The sequence below is a fragment of the Streptomyces sp. WAC04114 genome (genome assembly GCF_019733245.1).
GTDB lineage: Bacteria > Actinomycetota > Actinomycetes > Streptomycetales > Streptomycetaceae > Streptomyces > Streptomyces massasporeus_A.
In genome coordinates this window covers 17,596-39,819 of sequence record NZ_JAIGQA010000038.1, presented here as the reverse complement: position 1 = coordinate 39,819, position 22,224 = coordinate 17,596, and the positions used below count along the sequence as shown (strand labels likewise).

Genomic DNA, 22,224 nt, shown 5'->3' with positions numbered 1-22,224 from the left:
CCGCTACGGTGCGGAGGCGCTCCCGAGGCCCTCCGCACCCGTCACGACCGCTTCACTCAACCGCGCCGTGATGACCAGTGTCCCTTCCTCGACCTGGTAGTCGAGAGGCAGTCCCAGTCCCCGCATGGCGGCGACCATCCCCGTGTTGGACGACTGCGTCACGGCATACACACTCGAGCACCCGGCATCGACTGCCATCCCCACCAGCCTGCGCAGCAACTCCGCCCCGACACCCCGCCGCTGCCAGGTGTCCTCGACGAGCAGCGCGATCTCCGTCTCGTCGCCGTCCCACAGGAGGTGACCGAGCCCGACGATCCGCCCGGAGGCCGTCTGTACGGCGAGGGTGCGGCCGTACCGCGGACTGAGCAGGTGGTTGAGGTAGCGGTCCGCGTCACCGACGGGCCCGTGATAGCGCAGCCTCAGCGTGTGCGCCGAGCAGCGATCGTGCATGGCCCGGGCCGCTTCGAGGTCCCGGGTGTCGGCCCGCCGCACGGTGATGTCGCTGCCCTCGGCGAGCGTGAGCACGTCCCGGCCGTGCGGCAGGCGCGGCCCGAGCCGGGCGTCGAGCTCCACCAGGGCCCTGGCCCGGGCGAACTCGGTGGGGGTGAAGGGCAGATACGGCCGCTCGACGGTGATCACGCCGCCTTCCGGGCCGCGCAGCCGCATCACGGTGTCGTCGAGGGCGCCCTCCACGGGAACGCCGCCCGTGGCCCGGCCGCCGCCGGCCGGAGCGGGACGGGACCGGATCGTGCACCGGCCGAGCAACTGCCGCAGAGCCAGCGGAAGTTCCGCCGCGTCCAGGGCGGTGCGGGCGGCGAGCCCGAGGACCCGGGTCGGCGCGTCCACCAGGTCGTGGGCGTCGGCCCGCTCGATCCAGGTGTCGGTGCCCCCGGCCGACTCGACGGCCGCGGTGACCCCGGACGCCGGCAGACCGGCCGGGCCCCGCAGCAGGAACTCGTCGACCGTGCCCGTGGCCAGCGGGTGCGTCTGCAGGCTCAGGATGTCGACGCGCTGCCCGGCCAGGGCGGCGCACAGCGCGGCCAGGGACCCCGGTTCGTCCTGAACCGTGGTCCGCATCCGCCACAGGGTGTTCGCCCCCGGCACCGGCTCCGGTGCCGGGGACCCGGTATCACTCGTCGGCGGTGCGTGTTCCTGGCGTCGTGTCCGCCAGGCGTGGAACGCCGCCGTGGCCCGCTGCCACGAGGTGGCGGGGCGGCAGTTGTCGTCGGGGTGCGTCACTTGCGTCACTTCTCGCGTCATGCACCCACTGTGACGGAACGGTGTTGCGTGATCGCGAACGCATTGTGACCGGTGGGTAAAGGAGGCAGTTTGCCCCCTTTGTCAACCCTTCAAACGTCGCACTCCGTGCCTACTGGCCGACCAGGCCCGGCTGGAGCGTCTGCGTGAACAGCACGGCGCCGTCCTGCTCCCGCAGACGCACCGTCAGCTCCCCGCTGTGGCCGTCGATGTCGACCTCGCCGAAGAACTGGTAGCCGCCGGCGGGGGAGACGTTGGCGGTCGTCGGCGCCTTCACGAACACGCGGTCCGGGCCGAAGGTGCCGTCGAGCGCGTTCGCGGGGAAGGCACCGGCGTTGAGCGGGCCCGAGACGAACTCCCAGAACGGCTCGAAGTCGGTGAAGGCCGCCCTGGACGGCTGGTAGTGCTGCGCCGAGGTGTGGTGCACATCGGCGGTCAGCCACACCGTGCCCGTGATCCGCCGGTGCTTGACGAACCGCAGCAGTTCGGCGATCTGCAGCTCGCGGCCGAGCGGTTTGCCCGGGTCGCCCTGGGCGACGGCCTCGATGTTCGGCGCGTCCGGGACGACGAGGCCGATCGGCATGTCGGAGGCGATCACCTTCCACACCGCCCGGGAGCGGGACAGCTCGCGCTTGAGCCACTCCAACTGCTCGCGGCCCAGGATGCCCTGCGGGTCGACGGGCTGGTCGTCCGGCGAGTTGGCGTTGCGGTAGGTGCGCATGTCCAGGACGAACACGTCCAGCAGCGGGCCGTGGTGCTGCACGCGGTAGACCCGGCCGTCGGGGCGGCGCAGCGTGGAGATCGGGAAGTACTCGGAGAAGGCCTGGCGGGCGCGGGCGGCGAGCACGTCGACGCGCTTCTCGGTGTAGCGGGCGTCGGTGAGGATCTCGCCCGGGTACCAGTTGTTGACGACCTCGTGGTCGTCCCACTGGACGATGGAGGGAACCCGGGCGTTGAAGGCCCGCAGGTTCTCGTCCAGCAGGTTGTAGCGGAAGTTGCCGCGGAACTCCGCGAGGGTCTCGGCGACCTTGGCCTTCTCCTCGGTCGTGACGTTCCGCCAGATCCGGCCGTCCGGCAGGGTCACGGTGCCGGTGATCGGGCCGTCGGCGTAGATGTTGTCGCCGCTGCAGAGGAAGAAGTCCGGGTCGAGGGCGCCCATCGCGTCGTAGATGCGGTAGCCGCCGAGCTCCGGGTTGATGCCCCAGCCCTGCCCGGCCAGGTCGCCGGACCAGACGAACCGCACGCCGTCACGGCGCTTGGCGGACGCCGTGCGGAACGTGCCCGTGACCGGCTCGCCGGTGCGGCGTGGGTCGTCCGGGTCGGCGAGCAGCACGCGGTAGTGGATCTGCTCGCCGGACGGCAGGCCGCGCAGCCGGGTCGTGCCGGTGAAGTCAGTACCGGGGCCCAGCAGCGGCCCGTTCCATCTGCGGGTGTTGCGGAACGACTCGGTCGCCGACGTCTCCACGATCATCCGGGCCGGCCGGTCGGAGCGCACCCACACAAGACCGGAATCACAGGTCACGTCGCCCGCCTGCACACCCCACCCCGCCGTCGGGCGCCCGGAGCGGGCGAAGGCGGGCGCCACGCCGAGAGCGGTGGGCAGGGACAGGGCCGCCGACGCGGCAAGGGAGCCACGCAGGACGCTACGGCGCCCGGGCAACGGACGGTGTGACATGGATGCGCCTCCAGGGACGGGATCCGGCCAAGTGTGCAGTGCCACAACTACTCCCACGCCGCAGCGCACACACGAACCCCAAGTGAACAACTGACCGCAGGGTGAGGGAACGCGCGAACCGGTCGGCTCACCCGGTCGCCGCCTCGGCCATCAGACGCACTCCGTCGGCGATCCGGGCGGGCGGCACATGGGCGTAGCCGAGGACCAGCCGGACCTCCTTGTCTCCCTCGGCCCCGGCCGGCGCGTGGGCGTAGGCCGAGAGCGGGCGCACCGCCACCCCCGCCTCCGCCACCCGCGCGAGGAACCGCTCCTCGGGCCCGTACCGCCGCGGCAGCGTGGCGATCACGTGCAGGCCCGCGGCGATCCCGGACACCTCCGATCCGGGGAAGTGCGCGTCCAGGGCGGCGACCAGCGCGTCGCGCCGGTCGCGGTAGGCGCGCTGGCAGCGGCGCAACTGGCGGTCGTAGTCGCCGCGCTCCAGGAACCGGGCGAACAGGGCCTGGTCGAGGGCCGGGTGGCCGAGATCCATCGTGCGCTTGCGTTCGACGACCTCCTCCGTCCAGGACTCCGGCACCAGCAGCCAGCCCAGCCGCAGGCCCGGCGCGAGGGACTTGCTGACCGAGCCCGTGTACGCCACGTGGTCCGGGTCGAGGCCCTGGAGCGCGCCGACGGGAGCACGGTCGTAGCGGAAGTCGCCGTCGTAGTCGTCCTCCAGGACGATGCCGTCCACCGACCGCGCCCAGTCGAGCAGTTCCGCGCGCCGCCGGGCCGAGTAGGCGAGGCCGGTGGGGAACTGGTGGGCCGGAGTCGTCACCACGGCCCGTACACCCGAGGACCGCAGCGGCTCCAGGGCGACCCCCTCGTCGTCCAGCGGCAACGCCACGGCGGTTACACCGGCCGAGGCGTACAGCGCGTCGTGCTGGGGACTGCCCGGGTCCTCCACGCCGACGACGCGCACCCCGCGCGCGTGCAGCGCGAAGCCGAGCAGCGCCGTCGCCTGGGCCACCCCGGAGACCACCACGATCCGCTCCGGGTCGGCCACCACGCCCCGCCGCCGGGCGAGCAGTTCGGCCAGCGCGGTACGCAGCCTCGGCAGCCCGCGCGGATCGGGGTAGCCCAGCTCCTGGTGCGGCAGTTCCGCCAGCACGCCGCGCTGCGCGGCGGCCCACGCCGCGCGCGGGAACAGGGCCAGGTCCGGTGTCCCGGGCACGAAGTCCGCGCGGGCGCCGGGGACGCGCGGAGCCAGATCGTGTGCCCGCGGCCGCGCGGCCCGGACGGCCGCGCCCACCCAGGTCCCGGCGCCCCGGCCACTGCGCAGATACCCCTCGGCCGTCAGCTGCTCGTACGCCTCCGTGACGAGCCCCCGCGAGACCCCCAAGTCCGCCGCGAGGTCCCGGCTCGACGGCAGCCGGGTGCCCGGCGCGAGCCGGCCCGAGCGGACCGCCTCGCGCAGGGCGGCCTGCAGGGACCGGCCACGCGTGCGTGCCGGAGCCGAGGCGGCGGGGAGCAGCAGCTCCCAGGCGGCGGACGCCGCGGCGCCGCCCGGGTCCCGCTGCACTGGTCTCATGAGGGGAGACCTTAGAGGGTTCCCCTGAGAGGGGAGGCCCCTGATGGCCCTCGGGGCGGGTCAGCGGCTGCCGTCGAGGACCACCCGGGCCACCAGCGCCGGGTCGTCGTTCATCGGGACGTGGCCGCAGCCGGGCAGCCGCACCAGCCTGGCCCGCGGGATCACGCCCTTGGCGCGCACGCCCTGGCGGGGGATGAGCAGCCGGTCCCGGCTGCCCCACGCCACGGTGACCGGCGTGCCCACGATGTCGTCCGTGAACTGCACGGTCCGGCCCGAGTGCAACGTCTCAGAGAAGCCCTCGGCACGGGCCAGCGCGAGCGTCTCGGCGACCACGGCCTCGGGTGAGCGGCGGCCCGGGCGGGCGTAGATGGTGCTGGTCAGCAGGGTGCGGCCGAGGGCCGGGCGGGCCAGCCGCTCGACCACCGGTGGCGGCAGGCGCCGGGCGATCTGCCGCATCGTCGACAGGACGGTGAAGGCGTAGCGGCGCTCGGCCTCGTTCCAGAACCCCGCGGGGGAGAGGGCGGTGACCGAGCGGACGAGCCGGGCCCGGGCCAGGTCCAGCGCCAGCAGACCGCCCAGCGAGTTGCCCGCCACGTGCGGCCGGTCGATCTCCAGCGCCGCGAAGAGCGCCGCCAGGACCGCGCTCATCGTCGGCAGGTCGTGCGCCATGCCGTCCGGGAGCGCCGGTGACTCGCCGCAGCCGGGCAGGTCCACGGCGATCACGTCGCGTTCGGCCGCGAGCGCGGGGATCACCGGTTCCCACGCCTGCCGGTGGTGGCCGATGCCGTGCAGCAGGAGCAGCGGTTCGCCGCTGCCCCGGCGGGTGTAGGACAGGGTCACGCTCTGCTCGCCCTGCGCGGAGGCGACTTTGAAGGAGACGGTGGCGGACATGGGGTGCTCCTCGGCTGTACTCGCTGACGGACGCCGTAGACAGCTTGTCAGCAATTGCTACCCGCGGGTAGCCCCATGGGGGCGCCGGCTTCGCGGCGCCAAGAACCTCAACGGGCCCGCCGCACCTCCAGGTTGAACTCACCGTGCCCGAACTTCTGGAACAGTCCGACCCACAGGGGCAGCCACATCTCCACGGCGCGAGCCGCCCGGATGCCGCCCAGGTCGAGGACGCGCTCGGCGGGCCAGCCGAACTCCCCGAGCAGCGCCGTCACCTGCTCCTTGGCGGCCGGGTCGTCCCCGCAGACGAAGACGTTGTGCTCGCCCGGCACACGGGCCGGATCCACCATCACCCGGCAGTTGACGGTGTTGAGCGACTTCACCACGCGCGCGTGCGGAAACGCCCGCTGGATCTGCTCGCCCACGCTGTCCGAGTCGACCGGGGACAGTCGCAGCTCGCCCTCCTCGAAGGCCAGCGGGTTGGAGACGTCCACGACGACCTTCCCGTCGACGTTGTCCGCCCCGGCCGCCTCCAGCGCGGCGAGTGCCACCCGTCCGCCGACCGCGTTCACCACGACCTCACCGAACTCCGCCGCCTCGGCGAACGTCCCCGCGCCCGCCCTCGGGCCGGCCGAGGCGGCCCACTGCACGGCGGCCGTGTTGTCCCGCGTGCGCGAACCGAGCCGCACCTCGTGGCCCAGCTCCACCAGCCGTCCGCCGAGCGTGCGCCCGACCTGTCCCGTGCCCAGCACCGCGTACCGCATCGCCACCTCCGAAGCCGTGCCGCCGGTCACCGGCGTCCTCCCGGTCATTCTGTCCGGGAAGGGGTGGTTCCGCCTGGACAGGGCCCCATCCGTGGGCTGGGATGGAGCCGTGACCACCGAGACCGCGACCGACGTCTTCGAAGCCCACCGTCCCGTCCTGCTGGGCGTCGCCTACCGCATGCTGGGCCGCGTGGCGGACGCGGAGGACGTGGTCCAGGAGGCCTGGCTGCGCTGGTCCGGCGCGCCGCGCGAGGACGTCCGAGAACCGCGCGGCTACCTCGTGCGGATCACCACCCGGCTCGCCATCGACCGCCTGCGCCAGATCCAGGCACGCGGCGAGACCTACGTCGGACCCTGGCTGCCCGAGCCGTACGTCACCGACTTCGGCGACGCCGTGCCCGACACCGCCGAGCGGGCCGTGCTCGCCGACTCCGTCTCCGTCGCCGTCCTCGTCGTGCTGGAGTCGCTGTCACCGCTGGAGCGCGCCGTGTTCGTGCTGCGCGAGGCCTTCGCCTTCCCCTATGCCGACATCGCCGCCATGCTCGACCGCGGCGAACCGGCGGTGCGTCAGCTGGCCGGGCGGGCCCGCAAACACGTCGAGGAGCGGCGCCCCCGGTACGAGGTCGACCCGGCCCAGCGCCGAGATCTCACCGAGCGGTTCCTCGCCGCGGCGGCCGACGGCGACCTCGAGGGCCTGATGGCGCTGCTCGCCCCGGAGGTCCGGCTCGTCGGCGACAGCGGCGGCAAGTCGCGGGCGCCGCTGCGGGTCCTGCGGACCGCCGACAAGGTGGGCCGCTTCCTCGTCGGCGTCGCACGGAAGAGCCTCCCGGGCCTGTCCGTGCGGTTCCTGGAGCTCAACGGCGGCCCGGCCGTGCTGATCCTGTCCGGCGACCAGCCCGACTCCGTCTTCCAGCTCGACGTGGCCGACGGCCGTGTGCAGTCGGTCTACATCGTCCGCAACCCCGACAAGCTGCGGTCGCTGACAGCCGCCTAGACAGGCCGCCGGGACGGTCGACGGCCCCCGGGACACGCCCCGTGAACGTTCCCGGCCATTGGTCTTGACCAAGTATCAGGGCCGCCCTATGGTCGCAGAGAAGTGCAACAACCTTTAATAAACAAGGGCGCTAAAACGCCGCCGACCACGGCAATTGCGGAGGACAGGGTGGGGACCACGCAGCTGGAATCGGTGCAGGAACCGAAGTACTGGCATCTCAGGACGGTGCTCAGTGAAGCGCTCGACTCGGAGTTCGCGGTGGGCGAGATCCTGCCCAACGAGCGCGACCTCGCGGCCCGCTTCGGCGTCGCCCGCGCCACGCTGCGCCAGGCGCTGGAGCAGCTCGAACTCGAAGGCAGGCTGCAGCGCCGCCGCGGTGTCGGTACGACCGTCGCGCCGCCCCGCGTGGGCGTCTCGCTCGGCACGGGGCCGCACACCTGGCCGGGCGGCCCCGACGACGCCTGGCAGCCCGCCGACTGCACCACGGCCGTGCCGCCGGCTGCCGTCGCCGACGCGCTGGAGACCGGCCGCGACGAGCCCGTGCACATCGTGCGGCGCTCCCGCGTCTCGCACGGCCGGCCGGTCGCCGCGGAACTGCTGTACATCCCGCAGGCCTCGGTGCCCGAGCTGTCCGGCATCGACGCGCCCTCCGGAGCGGCACGCGCGCGTGCGGTGCTGCGGGAGCTGCAGCGGCTGGAGCTGGAGCGGCAGGAGAACGCGGTGGAGCTCGGCTCCGCCGGGGCCGAGGAGGCGAAGGAGCTGGACCGGCTGCCGGGAGCGCCGGTACTGGTGGTGACCACTCATTTCGTCGCCGGGGGGCGTACGTCCGCGTTGTCGGTGGCCACGTACCGCGCTGACACGTGCCGGTTGACCTTCGGTGACTCAGGTGGCGTGGAGATTCACGCCGGGCCTCGGCAGAAGGCGTCCTGACCGTTCGGAACGGGGGCGGGCGGGGGCGCTTGGCGGGCTGCCGGGAGCGTCGTGGCTGGTCGCGCCACGCGGCGGAGCCGCACGTCAGTACAGCCCCGCGCCCCTGAAAGCCGGGGGCGGCGGAGTCTCGTGATCCGTCGTGTCCGTGCGGCGGAGTCGCACATCGGCACAGCCCCGCGTCCCTACAGAGGACGTTGCTCCACCGCGAACAGCTGCTCCTCCACGTGGTCCAGGGCCAGGCGCAGGGCGCCCGTCGCCACTGCCGCGTCTCCCAGGGCGGAGAGGGTCACCGCCGGGGGGCGCAGACAGTAGCGGGCGAGTTCCTCGCGGAGGGGGGCCAGGACGCCGTCCAGGCCCGCCGCCCAGCCGCCGATGACGACCAGTTCGGGGTCCAGAGCGAGGACGAGGGCCGCCACGTCGTGGACCAGGCGCTGGATGAAGCGGTCGACGGCGGCGCGGGCCCGCTGGTCGCCCTCGCGGGCCTGCGCGAAGACCTCGGCGACGGCCTGCTCGTCGAGCGGGTGGAGCGGTTCGTCCGTGGTGGACAGGAGCGTCTCGGGAGTCACCCCCCGGCCCAGCAGATGCAGCGCGCCGATCTCGCCGGCCGCCCCGCCGTAACCCCGGTGCAGCCGGCCCCCGATCAGCGAACCGGCCCCCGGGCTGAGCCCCGCCAGCACGAACACCACGTCGTCCGACTCCGTGGCCGCGCCTTTCCAGTGCTCGGCGACGGCCGCCGCGTTGGCGTCGTTCTCCACCAGGACCGGGCACTTGAACGACCGGCCCAGCCGCTCACCGAGCGGCAGCCCCGTCCACCCCGGCAGAGCCGTGCCCAGCCGGACCGTGCCGTCGGCCTCGACGATCCCCGGCGTGGCTACGCCCACGGCCCGCAGCGAGCCGCGGGCGACCCCGGCCCGCCGCAGCAGCTCGGCGACGGCCCCGCGCAGCCGCTCCAGCCGCTCGTCGGCCCCCGCCGTCTCCGCCACCTCCTTGGCCTGGGCGCCGATCACCCGGCCGTCCAGGTCGGACAGCAGCGCGGCCACCCGGTGCGCCCCGATCTCCAGCCCGAGCAGATGCCCGGCCTCCGCCCGGAACCGGAACCGCCGTGCCGGACGCCCCTGCCGCCGGGCGGCGCCCTCCTCGGCGGCCTTCTCGACGACGAGCCCGGCCTCGATGAGCCCTTCGACGACGCCCTCCACGGTCGGCCGGGACAGCCCCGTCACCCGGGTGATCTCGGTCAGCGTCGCGCAGTCCGTGGCGCGCAGCGCGTGCAGCACCACCGCGGAGTTGATCCTTCGCAGCAGCGAGGGGTCCCCGCCGGTCAGCCGCCCCACCGTCCGTCCTCCCAGGTCGTGCGCGTGTTGGCCGGATCGTACTTCGGCAGGGCGCACCCCGGCGAGGGGCGGGCACCGGACCTCGGTGATCAGCCCGGCGCCACGAAGCCCGACTCGTAGGCCGCGATCACCGCCTGGGTGCGGTCCCGCGCCCCCAGCTTCGCCAGCACCGCGCTGACATGTGACTTCACCGTCTCGGTCCCGACGATGAGCCGGGCGGCGATCTCCGCGTTCGACAGGCCCCGCGTCATCAGACGCAGCACCTCGGCCTCGCGCTCGGTCAGCTGGGCCCGCTCCAGCACGGCCCGTGCCGCACGGTTCCCGCCGGTGTCGCCGTACTCGGCGGCGAGCTGCCGCACCGACGCCGGGAACAGCAGCGACTCACCCTCCGCGATCAGCCGTACCGCGTGCACGATCTCGGCGGGCCGGGCCCGCTTCAGCAGGAACCCGTCGGCCCCCGCCCGCAGCGCCTCGTAGACGTACTCGTCGTTCTCGAAGGTCGTCACCACGAGGATCCGCGGCGGATCGTCGACGGTCCGCAGCAGCGCCCGGGTGGCCTCGATGCCGTCCAGCAGCGGCATCCGTACGTCCATGGCGACCACGTCCGGCCGCAACCGCCGTACGAGGGGGATCACCGCCGCCCCGTCCGCGGCCTCCCCGACGACCTCGATGTCGGGCTGCGCCTCCAGCACGGCTCGCAGACCCGCGCGCACGAGGGGTTCGTCGTCGACGAGGAGAACGGTGACCGGCATCGGACCAGCGTAGATCAACTCAGCGGCAGTTCGGCATGGACCTGCCAGTCTCCATCGACGGGCCCGGTCCGGGCCCGGCCGCCGAGCAGCGCCGCGCGTTCACGAATCCCGCGCAGACCGCTGCCGCGCCCGGAGCCGGTGCCCCCGGCGGGCAGTGGGTTGCGTACGGCAAGGACGAGGGTGTCGTCCAAGACACGCACACGGACGCGCACCGGAACCGCACCCGCGTGCCGCAGCACGTTGGTCAGCGACTCCTGGAGGATCCGGTAGCCCTCCCGGGACACCGGCCCGGGCACCGTCTCCACCGGGCCGAACACCTCGGCGTCGACCTTCGCCCCGGAGGCCCGGGCCGAGTCCAGCAGACGGTCGGCGTCCGCGAGGGTCGGTCTGCCGCTCACCGGCTTCCCCGACTCGCGCAGGACGCCGAGCACCCGCTCCAGGTCCTCCAGAGCGGCCCGGCCCGTCTCCTCGATGGCGCCCAGCGCCCGGTCGGTGAAGGCCGGATCACCCGCCGCCCGGGCCGCCCCCGCCTGCACCACGGCGACCGTGAGCGCGTGGCCGATGGAGTCGTGCAACTCGCGGGCTATCCGCGTGCGTTCCAGGAGCCGTTCCGTGCGCTCCTCCAGTGCGACGAGCCGTTCGGCGGGGGAAGGGCCGAGCAGGCGCAGGGCGATCGCCGTGATGAGGTTCCCCGAACCGACCACGACCGCCGCCATCAGGGCCAGTGGCAGGGGCGAGAGCAGGGCGTGCCACCAGTGGTGGCCCATGACGACGAGCCAGGCACCCCCGGCGCGCTCGCTGCTGAGCGCCGTCGACACCAGGTCCACCGTCAGGAGGAGGAGTTGGACGGACAGATGCGACACCAGGGCGCCGAGGAACAACCGCGTCTGGAGCCACACCACCAGCCGCCCGCGGTCGCCCCAGGTGCCCGAGGGGGCGACGACGATCTCCGCGCTCGCGCCGCCGTCCCGATGGCCGGTCAGCAGCAGCCTGGCCTGCAACCCCTCCACGACCCGCGTGGCGGGGACCAGGCCCGCGAGTCCGAGCAGCACGGTCGCCGTGCCCACGGTCCACCACGCCTCGTCGATGAACAGCCACAGGGCGGGCCACACGATGGCCATGGACAGATGCAGCCACCGCGTGTACGTCACCGCCCGGGTGAAGGGGCGCAGCATGCGGACCATGGCGTCATCGTGCCAGCCGGCACCGACAGCGAGCCTCCCCCGCACGGGGGAGACGATCTCCACCGCCGGGGGAGGACCGCACCCCGGTCCGACCGCCACGCTGCTGCCATGACCAGCATCGACGTCCAGGACCTCACCAAGGAGTTCGGCGGCCGGCGAGCCGTGGACCGGCTCACCGTCCGTGTGCGGCCCGGCCGCGTCACCGGCTTCCTCGGCCCGAACGGCGCCGGGAAGTCCACCACCATGCGGCTGGTGCTCGGCCTCGACCGGCCGACCGCCGGTTCCGCCACGATCGGCGGCCGGCCCTACGCGACGCTCCACGAACCCCTGCGCCACGTCGGAGCCCTGCTCGACGCGCAGGCCGCGCACGGCTCCCGCACCGCCCACGACCACCTACGCGTCCTGGCGGCGAGCAACCGCATCCCGGACCGGCGGGCCCACGAGGTCTTGGAGGAGGCCGGCCTGGGGTCGGTGGCGCGGCGCCGCGTGCGGACGTACTCCCTGGGCATGCGGCAGCGGCTCGGCATCGCCGCCGCCCTGCTGGGCGACCCCGAGGTGGTCATGCTGGACGAGCCGTCCAACGGGCTCGACCCCGAAGGCATCGTGTGGATCAGGCGGTTGCTGCGCCGGCTCGCGCAGGAGGGCCGCACGGTCCTGGTCTCCAGCCATCTGATGAACGAGACCGCGTCCTTCGCGGACCACCTCGTCGTCCTCGGCCGGGGCCGGCTCCTCGCCGACACCCCCATGCGGGACTTCATCCACGCGCGTGTGCAGCCCCGCGTCCGCATCCGCACGACCGACCCCGTCGCGCTCACATCGGCCCTCGCCCGGCACGGCCACGACGCGCAGGAGCACACGGAAGGGCACTGGACCGTGCACGACGCACGGGTGGACGACATCGGCCGCATCGCCTCGGCCGCGGGCGTGCCCGTCCTGGAACTGGCCGCCGAGGAGGGCACGTTGGAGCAGGCCTACTTCGACCTCACCGGCACCGAGACCGAGTTCACCGCACAGCACCAGGAGGCCTGACCATGGAATTCACGCCCGTGCTGCGCTCCGAGTGGCTGAAGATCCGCACCCTGCGCTCGCTGCCGGGGGCGCTGCTGGCGCTGTTCGCGGTGACCACCGCGTTCTCCGCGCTCGCCGCGGTCTCCGATGCCTCGGACCCCGGCTTCGATCCGCTGTTCACGTCCCTGTCCGGCGTCCTCCCGGGCCAGATCGCGGCCATCTCGTTCGGGGCCATGGCCGTGTCGTCGGAGTTCCACCAGGGCGCGCTCCGGCTCTCGCTGGCCGCGGTGCCGCGGCGCGGCCGGTGGTTCGCGGCCAAGGCGGCCGTCATCGCCGTACCGGCGCTCCTCACGGGGCTGGTGACGGCCCTCGCTGCCCTTCTGGTGGGCCGAGCGGGCCTCGGCCCGGCGGCCGACACGCTCAGCACCGGCGAGCAGCTGCGCGGTGTCGTGGGCTGCGGCGTGTACCTCATGCTGATGGCCCTGTTCGCCGCGGGTGTCGCGGCCCTGCTCCGCAGCGGCGTGGCCACCCTCTCCCTGCTGGTGCCGTTCATCCTCGTCGTGTCGTTCGTGATCGGCGACGCCACGGGCACCGTCGCCGACTTCCTGCCCGACAAGGCCGGGCAGTTGGTCCTTCGGGAGACGTACGACGGCACGCTCGGGCCGTGGTCGGGGCTCGCGGTGACCGCGCTGTGGACGGCCGCCGCCCTGCTGGCCGGAGCCTGGAGCGTGCGCCGCAGGGACGCCTGAGAGCGGGCCGGTTGATGCCCCGCCATGTGTCAGTGGGGGCGGGTTTACTGGACCCATGAACATCGCACAGCACATCGCCCTCATCGACGAGCTGTGCTACCGCCCCTTTCCGGCGGAGCACGGCCCGTCGGACGTCGGTGTCTCGGGGCCCGGTCACCACCTCGCGGTGTTAAAGGCCGCGACCGACGACGACCCGGCGACCAGGGCGGTGACGACCGACCAGTTCGAGAAGGACCGCGACGCCGTCTACGAGCTCCTCGCCTCCCGCTGGGGCGACACCCCTCCGTACAACCTGCGGACCGTCCTGCTGCGCACCGAGCGGGAGGAGATACCCCTGCCGTGGGCGGAGTTGAGTGCCCGGGCGGGCGTCGCGCACCTGTGGGAGGTGGAGGGCACGGGCCGCTGGGTCGCCGTGGCGGTCGCGGACCGGGACCCCTCGCGGGAGGTCCAGCTACTGGCCCTGGTCACGGAGACGGACCCCCCGTAGGCGATCAGCCTCCGGCGGCTTCCCGCAGCCGACCGAACTCCTCGGCCATCGTGTCGAGCGTCCAGTGCGCGTTCAGCCCGCTCGGATTCGGCAGCACCCACACACGCGTGTCGCCGATCGTCCGCGCCTGCGGCCCCACCTGGGCCTTGCGGTCGTCGAAGGCCGCGCGGTACGCGGTCACCCCCACCACGGCCAGCCAGCGCGGCCGCAGCCCTTCCACCTTCGCCGCGAGCAGCCGCCCGCCCTCCCGGTACTCCTCGGCGCTCAGCTCGTCGGCCCGCGCGGAGGCCCGCGCCACGACGTTGGTGATGCCGAGCCCGTACGACAGCAACTCCCGCTGCTCGGACGGCTTCAGCAGCCGCGGCGTGAAACCGGACCGGTGCAGCACCGGCCAGAAGCGGTTGCCCGGGCGGGCGAAGTGATGGCCCGTCGCGGCCGTCATCAGGCCAGGGTTGATGCCGCAGAACAGAACGTGCAGACCCTCCGCGACCACGTCGGGCACGACGCGGCCGCGGGCGGCCTCCAGCTCCTCGGGCGTGAAACGCGCCATCAGGTCAGGCGCGTCAGAGGATCGCGCCGGGCGTGTAGCCCGCGGCCTCGGGGTGCTGCTTCACGATCTCCTCGACCCGGGCGACGACGGCGGCGACCTGGTCGCCCGCGGCACCGGTGAAGGACAGCTTGTCGGCCATCAGCGCGTCCAGCTGGTCCCGGTCCAGCGGGATGCGTGCGTCGGCGGCCAGTTTGTCGAGCAGCTCGTTGCGCTCGGCGCCCTGCTCGCGCATGGCGAGCGCGGAGGCGACGGCGTTCTCCTTGATCGCCTCGTGCGCCAGCTCCCGGCCGACACCCGCCCGCACGGCGCCCATGAGGACCTTCGTGGTGGCGAGGAACGGCAGGTAGCGGTCCAGCTCACGGGCGACGACGGCCGGGAACGCGCCGAACTCGTCGAGCACCGTCAGGAACGTCTCCAGCAGACCGTCCAGCGCGAAGAACGCGTCCGGCAGCGCGACCCGGCGCACCACTGAGCAGGACACGTCGCCCTCGTTCCACTGGTCGCCCGCCAGCTCGCCGGTCATCGAGGCGTAGCCGCGCAGGATCACCATCAGGCCGTTGACGCGCTCGCAGGAGCGGGTGTTCATCTTGTGCGGCATCGCCGAGGAGCCGACCTGGCCGGGCTTGAAGCCCTCGGTGACCAGCTCGTGCCCCGCCATCAGCCGGATCGTCTTGGCCAGCGACGACGGGGCCGCCGCCAGCTGCACCAGCGCGGTGACGACCTCGTAGTCCAGCGAGCGCGGGTAGACCTGGCCGACCGAGGTGAACGCCTGCGAGAAGCCCAGGTGCCTTGCGATCCGCTGCTCCAGGTCCGCGAGCTTCCCCGCGTCCCCGCCCAGCAGGTCCAGCATGTCCTGCGCGGTGCCGACCGGGCCCTTGATGCCGCGCAGCGGGTAGCGGCCCAGCAGCTCCTCGACCCGGCCGTACGCGACGAGCAGTTCGTCGGTGGCGGTGGCGAAGCGCTTGCCGAGGGTGGTGGCCTGCGCGGCGACGTTGTGCGAGCGGCCGGCCATGACCAGCTCGCCGTACTCCCCGGACAGCTTGCCGAGCCGGGCCAGGACGGCGACCGTGCGGTCGCGCACGAGCTCCAGCGAGAGGCGGATCTGGAGCTGCTCGACGTTCTCGGTGAGGTCGCGGGAGGTCATGCCCTTGTGCACGTGCTCGTGCCCGGCGAGGTCGTTGAACTCCTCGATCCGCGCCTTCACGTCGTGCCGCGTGACCTTCTCTCGCTCGGCGATCGAGGCCAGGTCGACGGTGTCGAGGACACGCTCGTAGTCGGAGAGCGCCGCGTCCGGCACCTCGATCCCGAGGTCCTTCTGGGCCCGCAGCACGGCGAGCCAGAGCTGCCGCTCCAGCTTCACCTTCTGCTCGGGCGACCAGAGCGTGGCGAGCTCGGCGGAGGCGTAACGTCCGGCGAGGACGTTCGGGATGCGGGGCTTGGCGGGAGCGGAAGTCACGTGCACGGATTCTACTGGCGATTCGTGCAGGCCAGCGCCGCGGGTGTCCTTGTCGGAACCTACGAGAGCACCGGGGCCCTCTCGACCTGGGGCTACGCCGGGTCCTCGTACAGCAGCAGCTCGGGCCTCTTCGGGGGCAGTCCGTCGCCCGAGGAGCGGCCCGTCAGGCGGCGGCCTATCCACGGCAGCAGGTGCTGCCGGGCGAACCGGGCGTCCGCCACGCGCCGCATGACCCAGCCCGGCGGCAGCGTCGCCGGCATCGGCGTGTGCCACTCGGCGTCCTCCGGGGCGTGGCCCAGCGTCTGCCACACCGCCTCTGCGACCCGGCGGTGACCTTCGGCCGTCAGGTGCAGCCGGTCCACGTCCCACATCCGCGGATCGCTCAGGGACGGCGCGCCGTACAGGTCGACGACGATCGCGCCGTGCCGTGCGGCCAGCTCGTCGACGCAGGCGAACAGCTCCTCCATGCGGGGCCGGAACCGCTGCAGGACGGGGCCCTGCCGACCCGGGCTGCGCATCAGGACGAGCTGCCGGCAGGCGGGGGCCAGCTTCTCCACGGCCTCCTCCAGGAGTCCGCGGACCCGGCCCATGTCGCACTTGGGCCGCAGCGTGTCGTTGAGCCCGCCGACCAGCGTGATCACGTCGGCTCCCATGGCCGCGGCGACGTCGACCTGCTCGTCGACGATCTGCTGGATCAGCTTGCCGCGCACGGCGAGGTTGGCGTACCGGAAGCCGGGTGTCCGGGCCGCCATCCGCGCGGCGAGCAGGTCGGCCCAGCCCCGGTAGGTGCCGTCGGGCATCAGATCCGACATGCCCTCGGTGAAGGAGTCGCCGAGGGCGACCAGGCTGCTGTAGGTGGGGTTCGTCTGCATGGCGACGGAAATAGTACTCCGTGCACATACCCAGCAGTCGGTCGGTCTTCACGGGCCATCGCCCGGAGATCCCGCACGCCGGTCCCCGCGGACCATCGCCCGGAGATCCCGCACGCCGGCCTCACCACCCCGTCCCGCGTCTCACGTCCGCTGGCCGAACAGCTCCCGCAGTACGTCCTCCATGGTCACCAGCCCGGCCATGCGCCCGTCCGCACCGATAACGGCCGCGAGGTGCGTGCGGCTGCCTCGCATGGCCGTGAGGACGTCGTCCAGGGGCGTGTGCTCCCGCACGCGCGCGATGGGGCGCATGTCCCGCAGCCGGAACGGTGTGTCCCGCCCGGCGGCCTCAAGGGCGTCCTTCACGTGCAGGTAGCCCACGATCCGCCGGCCCTCGTCCACCACCGGGAAGCGGGAGAACCCGGACTGCGCCGACAGCCGCTCCAGCTCCGCGGGCGTGACGCCGACCCTCGCGTACACCACGTCCTCCAGCGGCATCACCACGTCCCGCACCGGACGGCGGCCCAGCTCCAGTGCGTCGCGCAGCCGCTCCTGGGCCCGGTCGTCGATCAGGCCGGCCTCGCTGGAGTCCTTCACGATCTGCGCTATCTCCGCGTCCGAGTAGGAGGCGGAGACTTCCTCCCGTGCCTCGACCCGCAGCAGCTTCAGCAGGGCGTTCGCGAACGCGTTCACCGTGAAGATCACCGGGCGCAGCGCCCGGGACAGCGCCACCAGGGGCGGTCCGAGCGCCAGCGCACTGCGCACCGGCTCGGCGAGCGCGATGTTCTTCGGCACCATCTCGCCGAGCAGCATGTGCAGATAGGTCGCGAGGGACAGCGCGATCACGAAGGACACCGCGTGGCCCGCGCCCTCGGGCACGCCCACCGCGTGGAACACCGGCTCCAGCAGGTGCGCGATCGCCGGCTCGGCCACCACGCCCAGCACCAGCGTGCACAGCGTGATGCCGAGCTGGGCGGCAGCCATCAGCGCGGACACGTGCTCCAGGCCCCACAGCACACTCTTCGCGCGCCGGTCGCCCCGGTCGGCATAGGGCTCGATCTGGCTGCGGCGCACCGAGATCAGCGCGAACTCGGCACCCACGAAGAAGGCGTTGACGACCAGCGTCGCCAGTCCGATCAGCAGCTGGACAGCGGTCACAGCTCCACCCCCTTCTCGTCGGGCTTGTGGTCGTCGAGGGGGGCGCGCAGCCGGACGCGGGCGGCCCTGCGCCCCGTCGCGTCCAGGACCTCAAGGTGCCAGCCGGCGACCTCCAGGGTGTCTCCGGCGGCCGGTATCCGGCCGAGCTCCGTGGCCACCAGCCCGGCGAGGGTCTCGTAGGGCCCTTCCGGCGCGCGCAGCCCGATCCGCTCCAGGTGGTCCACGCGCGCGGCTCCGTCGGCCAAGTACAGCGCGTGCCCGGACTCGTCGGTGCCGGCCGCGGCCAGGTCCGGGGTCTCGTGCGGGTCGTGCTCGTCGCGCACCTCGCCGACGACCTCCTCGACGATGTCCTCCAGCGTGGCCACGCCCGCCGTGCCGCCGTACTCGTCGATCACGACGGCCATCGTGCGCTTGCCGGAGAGCCGGTCCAGGAGCCGGTCGACGGTGAGCGTCTCCGGGACCAGCAGCGGTTCGCGCATCAGCTCGGAGACGTAGATCCGCGTGCGGCGCTCGGCCGGCACCGCCAGCACGTCCTTGACGTGGGCCGTGCCGACGACCGAGTCGAGGGTCCCGCGGTAGACGGGGAACCGGGACAGGCCGGTCGCCCGGGTCGCGTTCGCGACGTCCTCCAGGGTCGCCTGCACCTCCAGCGCGACGACCTGCACCCGGGGCGTCATCACGTTCTCCGCGGTCAGGTCGGCCAGGTTCAGCGTCCGTACGAACAGCTCGGCGGTGTCCGCCTCCAGGGCGCCTTCCTTCGCGGAGTGCCGTGCCAGGGCCGCCAGCTCCTGCGGCCCGCGCGCCGAGGCGAGCTCCTCGGCCGGCTCCACGCCGATCCGCCGCACGACCCGGTTCGCCGTGTTGTTGAGGTGGCTGATGAAGGGCCGGAACGCGGCGCTGAACCAGCGCTGCGCGTTGCCCACCGTCTTGGCGACGGTCAGCGGCGAGGAGATCGCCCAGTTCTTCGGCACCAGCTCGCCGACGACCATCAGGAACACCGTCGAGGCGGCCGTACCGAGCACCAGCGCGACGCTGTGCGACGCCGAGCGCGAGACGCCGAGGTCCTCCAGCGGCCCGGCGATCATGGCCGCGATCGACGGCTCGGCGAGCATGCCGACCACCAGGTTCGTGACCGTGATGCCGAGCTGCGCGCCGGAGAGCTGGAACGTCAGATTCCGTACGGCCTTCAGCGCACCGGCCGCGCCCCGCTCGCCGCGCTCCACGGCCCGCTCCAGCTCGGCGCGCTCGACCGTGGTGAGGGAGAACTCGGCGGCCACGAAGGCGCCGCAGGCGAGCGAGAGCAGGATCGCCGCCAGGAGGAGCAGCACTTCGGTCATCGGTTCACCCCCGTTCCATGGTTCTCCAGGACGGGGCGGAACGCGCGGTGTCGCGCACGGGGAGGCTCGCCCATGGGCGGACGCTCACAACCTTTCATGCAGGACCGAGTGGCCATTCAAGAGTAAAGGATGGGCAAAGTCCTCTTCCGGGTGCGATCACCGCTTTTCCTGGCCGTGCCTACTCGGTGAGCGGCTTCACCCAACGTCGCCACTGCTCCTCTGCCCCGTATCCCGCCGCACCCCACGTCCGGTGCGCGATCTCGTTGCGCGTGAGCACCATCGCGTCCGCGCGGCGGCCGCCGAGCGTCACGAACCGCTCCTCCGCGGCGGCGAGCAGCGCGGACGCGATGCCCTGGCGGCGGTGGCCCGGGTGCACGGCCAGCCGGTACAGATGGCAGCGCCAGCCGTCGAACCCGGCGATCACCGTGCCCACCAGTTCGCCTCGGTTCCCCCGAGCTCTCGACTCCGCTCGAGCAGGAGGGACCCCCATGGCGAGGATCAGCGCCTCGGGATCCCGCGCGACCAGCCGCTCCACGCCACCTCGGTCGTCGCTGATGCTCGTGCCCTCGGCGGCCACCTTCCAGAAAGCCAGCACGTTGTCGAGGTCCTCGGGCGTCGCGGCCCGGATGCGCACGTCGGTCATCCCAAGATCACATCACCCGCGCCGAGCCGCGTCAGACCGTTTCACCATCCGGACGTCACTCGTGCGCGATGGCCGCCAGTACGTTCATCCGGGAGGCACGCAACGCGGGCAGCAGCGCGGCCACCACCCCGACCACCGCCGAACCGACCACCACCAGCACGATCGTGAGCCACGGGATCGCCAGCGCCGTCATGCCCTGGAGCGCCAGCACCTGCTGCATGCACAGCCCCCACACCAGCCCCAGCACCAGCCCGAGGACCGCGCCGAACACCGCGATCACCACCGACTCCAGCCGGATCATCCGCCGCAGCTGACGCCGGGCCAGCCCGATCGCCCGCAACAGCCCGATCTCCCGGGTGCGTTCGACCACCGACAGCGCGAGGGTGTTGACCACGCCCAGCACCGCGATGATGATCGCCAGCCCGAGCAGCGCGTACACGAGGTACAGCAGGACGGCGATCTGGTCGTGGACCAGCCGCTTGTAGTCGGCCAGGTCCCGCACCTGCACCTGCGGGTACGGATCCAGCGTCTCTTCCAGATTCGCGCGCAGGTCGTCGTCGCCCGTGCCGGCGGCGGCGTTGACGTACAGCGCGGAATCCTGTCCGCCCGGCGCGTACCGCTCCAGGGTGCCCAGCCCGAAGAACAGGCCGCCCTGGGTGCCGAATCCCTCGGCGGCGTCCTGGTCGGTGAGCGCGCCGACCGTCAGCTCGGCCGAGCGTCCGCCCGGGAACTCCACCGGGAGGGTGCTGCCCACCCGCACGCCGTGGTCGCGGGCGAAGTCGCGGTCCATGGCGAGCCGCCCGGGCCCGAGCGCGGACGCGGAGTCCCCTTGCGCGTAGGTGATGTTGGCGACCTCGTCGAGCCGCGGATCGTAGCCCGCGGCGGTGGTCTCCACGCGGTCTCCGTCCGGGAGCCGCACCGCGACCGGGGTGAACCTCCCGCGCACGACCAGGCCCACCCCGTCGGTGCCGCGCACCTTGCCGGTGACCTCCTCCGGGAACGGCTGGAAGTTGCTGTTCTGGATCACGAAGTCGGCGCCGAGTGTCTTGTCGATCTGCTCGTCGAACGACGCGGTCATCGACTCGCTCGCCACCGACATCCCGCCCACCAGGGCGATCCCCACCATCAGGGCCGCCGCCGTGGCTCCGGTACGGCGGGGATTGCGCAGGGCGTTGCGCTGGCTCATCCGCCCGATCGAGCCGAACAGCGCGGGGAAGGCCGCACCCAGCACCCGGATCACCGGACGCACCAGCAGCGGTCCGGCGATCACGGTCGCGATCAGGGTGAGCACCACGCCGAGGCCCAGCAGGGACGCCGCCGACGAGGTCTGCCGCGACACCGCGCAGCCCGCGAGCGCCGCCGCACCGGCCGCCCCGACGATCCCGCCCGCCACCGCGCGCATCCGCAGCGGCCGGCCCACCCCGGCGACCTCCGCGTCCGAGAGCGCGGCCATCGGCGAGACGCCCGCCGCCCGCCGCGCCGGGAGGTACGCGGCGACGAACGTGACGCCGAGCCCGACGACGTACGCCGCCACCGGGGTCACCCAGCCGATCTCCATCTCGTCGGCGTCGATGTTCATGCCGAGCAGGCCCATCAGCCCGATCAGCCCGGCCGCGAGCCCGATGCCGGCGGCCAGTCCCAGCGTGGAGCCGACCAGGCCGAGCAGCAGGGCCTCGGTGAGCACCGAGCCGCGGACCTGGCGCCGGTCGGCACCGAGGGCGCGCAGCAGGCCGAGTTCGCGGGTGCGCTGGGCGATGAGCATGGAGAAGGTGTTGACGATCAGGAACACGCCGACCAGTACGGCGATCCCGGCGAAGCCGAGCATCACGTACTTGATGACGTCGAGGAATCCGCCCAGTTGCTCGACGTCCGACTCGGCCTGTTCGCCGGCCGTCCTGAAGTCGTAGGTGTGTGCGCCGAGCGCGGCGGCCACGCGCTGCTTGAGCCGATCGTCACTGACGCCCGCCGCCGCGTCGACCGAGATGGCGGTCGCCGTCCCCGGCCGGCCCAGCAGCTTCGTCTGAGCGGTGGGCGTGTCGAAGTAGAGCAGCGCGGAACCGGGGTTCGTCGTCGTGAACGTGACGATGCCGACGACCCGCACCGTGAACGATCCGGGGGGCGCGATGACGGTGAGGGGGTCGCCGATGCGCACGTTCTTGCGCTCGGCGGTCTCGGAGTCGAGCAGCGCCTGGGCGGGACCGCGCGGGGCATGACCCGAGGTCAGCTCGACCGGGCTGCGCTCGTTCGGGTTCCAGGCGTAGCCGAGCGTCGGCGCCCCGGTGGTCGGACCCACCGGCCGGTTCTCCTCGTCGACGGCCGTGAGGCCGTTCACCTTGACGTCCGCGCGGGCCGCCGCGACCCCGTCGACCTGCCGGACCCGTTCGGCGAGCGCGGCCGGCAGGGTGGCCGTCCGGCCGGAGGGCACCGCCTCGTCGAGGTCCTCCTTCGGGCTGACCGTGACATCGGCCGCGGTGGAGGCGAACAGCCGGTCGAACGTGCGGCTGACGGTGTCCGAGAAGATCAGGCTCCCCGTGACGAACGCGACGGACAGCAGGACGGCGAGCGCGGAGAGCATCAGCCGCCCCTTGTGCGCCAGGAAGCTCCGCAGGGTCGCCTTGAGCACGG

The 22,224-nt window shown here is 73.1% G+C and carries 20 protein-coding genes; 5 read left to right on the top strand and 15 right to left on the bottom strand.

The annotated features are described in order from the left end of the window. Positions 1-3: 3 nt before the first annotated feature. From K4G64_RS13480 to K4G64_RS13460, 5 genes are all read right to left on the bottom strand, one after another. Positions 4-1,260 (bottom strand): GNAT family N-acetyltransferase, encoded by a 1,257-nt coding sequence (locus K4G64_RS13480; protein ID WP_221756275.1) that lies wholly within the window; start codon positions 1,258-1,260, stop codon positions 4-6. Between the two features lie 109 nt (positions 1,261-1,369). Further along, positions 1,370-2,932 (bottom strand): alkaline phosphatase, encoded by a 1,563-nt coding sequence (locus K4G64_RS13475; protein ID WP_221756274.1) that lies wholly within the window; start codon positions 2,930-2,932, stop codon positions 1,370-1,372. A 127-nt stretch (positions 2,933-3,059) separates the two neighbouring features. Next, positions 3,060-4,499, bottom strand: coding sequence for a PLP-dependent aminotransferase family protein (locus K4G64_RS13470; protein ID WP_221756273.1), 1,440 nt, complete (start codon positions 4,497-4,499; stop codon positions 3,060-3,062). A 60-nt stretch (positions 4,500-4,559) separates the two neighbouring features. Continuing rightward, positions 4,560-5,390, bottom strand: coding sequence for an alpha/beta fold hydrolase (locus K4G64_RS13465; RefSeq protein ID WP_221756272.1), 831 nt, complete (start codon positions 5,388-5,390; stop codon positions 4,560-4,562). A gap of 107 nt (positions 5,391-5,497) precedes the next feature. Further along, positions 5,498-6,151 (bottom strand): NADPH-dependent F420 reductase, encoded by a 654-nt coding sequence (locus tag K4G64_RS13460; RefSeq protein WP_221756284.1) that lies wholly within the window; start codon positions 6,149-6,151, stop codon positions 5,498-5,500. A 109-nt stretch (positions 6,152-6,260) separates the two neighbouring features. On the opposite strand from K4G64_RS13460, the gene K4G64_RS13455 reads away from it, so the two are divergent. Together K4G64_RS13455 and K4G64_RS13450 are read left to right on the top strand one after the other, a co-directional pair. Further along, positions 6,261-7,145: an RNA polymerase sigma-70 factor gene (locus K4G64_RS13455; RefSeq protein WP_221756271.1), complete on the top strand. Its 885-nt coding sequence runs from the start codon at positions 6,261-6,263 to the stop codon at positions 7,143-7,145. A gap of 168 nt (positions 7,146-7,313) precedes the next feature. Next, on the top strand, positions 7,314-8,075 hold the full coding sequence (locus K4G64_RS13450) for a GntR family transcriptional regulator (RefSeq protein WP_221756270.1): 762 nt from the start codon (positions 7,314-7,316) through the stop codon (positions 8,073-8,075). Between the two features lie 182 nt (positions 8,076-8,257). On the opposite strand, the gene K4G64_RS13445 is transcribed toward K4G64_RS13450, so the two are convergent. The 3 genes from K4G64_RS13445 to K4G64_RS13435 all read right to left on the bottom strand — a co-directional run bounded on the left by K4G64_RS13445 (position 8,258) and on the right by K4G64_RS13435 (position 11,342). Continuing rightward, a complete protein-coding gene (locus K4G64_RS13445; RefSeq protein WP_221756269.1) occupies positions 8,258-9,406 on the bottom strand; it encodes an ROK family transcriptional regulator in 1,149 nt (382 codons plus the stop codon). An 89-nt stretch (positions 9,407-9,495) separates the two neighbouring features. Next, positions 9,496-10,158 (bottom strand): response regulator transcription factor, encoded by a 663-nt coding sequence (locus K4G64_RS13440; RefSeq protein ID WP_221756268.1) that lies wholly within the window; start codon positions 10,156-10,158, stop codon positions 9,496-9,498. Positions 10,159-10,172: 14 nt separating this feature from the next. Beyond that, positions 10,173-11,342, bottom strand: a complete 1,170-nt coding sequence (locus K4G64_RS13435) for a sensor histidine kinase (protein WP_221756267.1) — start codon at positions 11,340-11,342, stop codon at positions 10,173-10,175. A gap of 108 nt (positions 11,343-11,450) precedes the next feature. On the opposite strand from K4G64_RS13435, the gene K4G64_RS13430 reads away from it, so the two are divergent. Genes K4G64_RS13430 through K4G64_RS13420 form a run of 3 tightly spaced genes read left to right on the top strand, consistent with a single transcriptional unit; the run spans position 11,451 to position 13,586 of the window. Continuing rightward, the gene (locus tag K4G64_RS13430; protein WP_221756266.1) at positions 11,451-12,371 is read left to right on the top strand and encodes an ATP-binding cassette domain-containing protein; all 921 of its coding nucleotides are present in this window, start codon (positions 11,451-11,453) and stop codon (positions 12,369-12,371) included. A gap of 2 nt (positions 12,372-12,373) precedes the next feature. Continuing rightward, complete coding sequence (locus tag K4G64_RS13425; protein WP_221756265.1) at positions 12,374-13,099, top strand: ABC transporter permease; 726 nt, start codon at positions 12,374-12,376, stop codon at positions 13,097-13,099. 55 nt (positions 13,100-13,154) lie between these two features. Further along, on the top strand, positions 13,155-13,586 hold the full coding sequence (locus K4G64_RS13420; RefSeq protein WP_221756264.1) for a hypothetical protein: 432 nt from the start codon (positions 13,155-13,157) through the stop codon (positions 13,584-13,586). Between the two features lie 4 nt (positions 13,587-13,590). On the opposite strand, the gene mug is transcribed toward K4G64_RS13420, so the two are convergent. The 7 genes from mug to K4G64_RS13385 all read right to left on the bottom strand — a co-directional run bounded on the left by mug (position 13,591) and on the right by K4G64_RS13385 (position 22,222). Continuing rightward, positions 13,591-14,136 carry a G/U mismatch-specific DNA glycosylase gene (gene mug, locus K4G64_RS13415; RefSeq protein ID WP_221756263.1) on the bottom strand — a complete coding sequence of 182 codons (546 nt, stop codon included), beginning with the start codon at positions 14,134-14,136 and terminating at the stop codon, positions 13,591-13,593. 13 nt (positions 14,137-14,149) lie between these two features. Further along, positions 14,150-15,592 (bottom strand): adenylosuccinate lyase, encoded by a 1,443-nt coding sequence (gene purB, locus K4G64_RS13410; protein ID WP_221756262.1) that lies wholly within the window; start codon positions 15,590-15,592, stop codon positions 14,150-14,152. Between the two features lie 92 nt (positions 15,593-15,684). Then, a complete protein-coding gene (locus K4G64_RS13405; protein WP_221756261.1) occupies positions 15,685-16,464 on the bottom strand; it encodes an SGNH/GDSL hydrolase family protein in 780 nt (259 codons plus the stop codon). Between the two features lie 141 nt (positions 16,465-16,605). Next, positions 16,606-17,619 (bottom strand): hemolysin family protein, encoded by a 1,014-nt coding sequence (locus K4G64_RS13400; RefSeq protein WP_221756260.1) that lies wholly within the window; start codon positions 17,617-17,619, stop codon positions 16,606-16,608. Next, positions 17,616-18,956: a hemolysin family protein gene (locus K4G64_RS13395; protein ID WP_221756259.1), complete on the bottom strand. Its 1,341-nt coding sequence runs from the start codon at positions 18,954-18,956 to the stop codon at positions 17,616-17,618. The genes K4G64_RS13400 and K4G64_RS13395 overlap by 4 nt, the downstream gene beginning before the upstream one ends. Positions 18,957-19,134: 178 nt before the next feature. Continuing rightward, positions 19,135-19,599 carry a GNAT family N-acetyltransferase gene (locus tag K4G64_RS13390; RefSeq protein ID WP_221756258.1) on the bottom strand — a complete coding sequence of 155 codons (465 nt, stop codon included), beginning with the start codon at positions 19,597-19,599 and terminating at the stop codon, positions 19,135-19,137. Positions 19,600-19,654: 55 nt separating this feature from the next. After that, positions 19,655-22,222, bottom strand: a complete 2,568-nt coding sequence (locus K4G64_RS13385; protein WP_221756257.1) for an ABC transporter permease — start codon at positions 22,220-22,222, stop codon at positions 19,655-19,657. Positions 22,223-22,224: the final 2 nt, after the last annotated feature.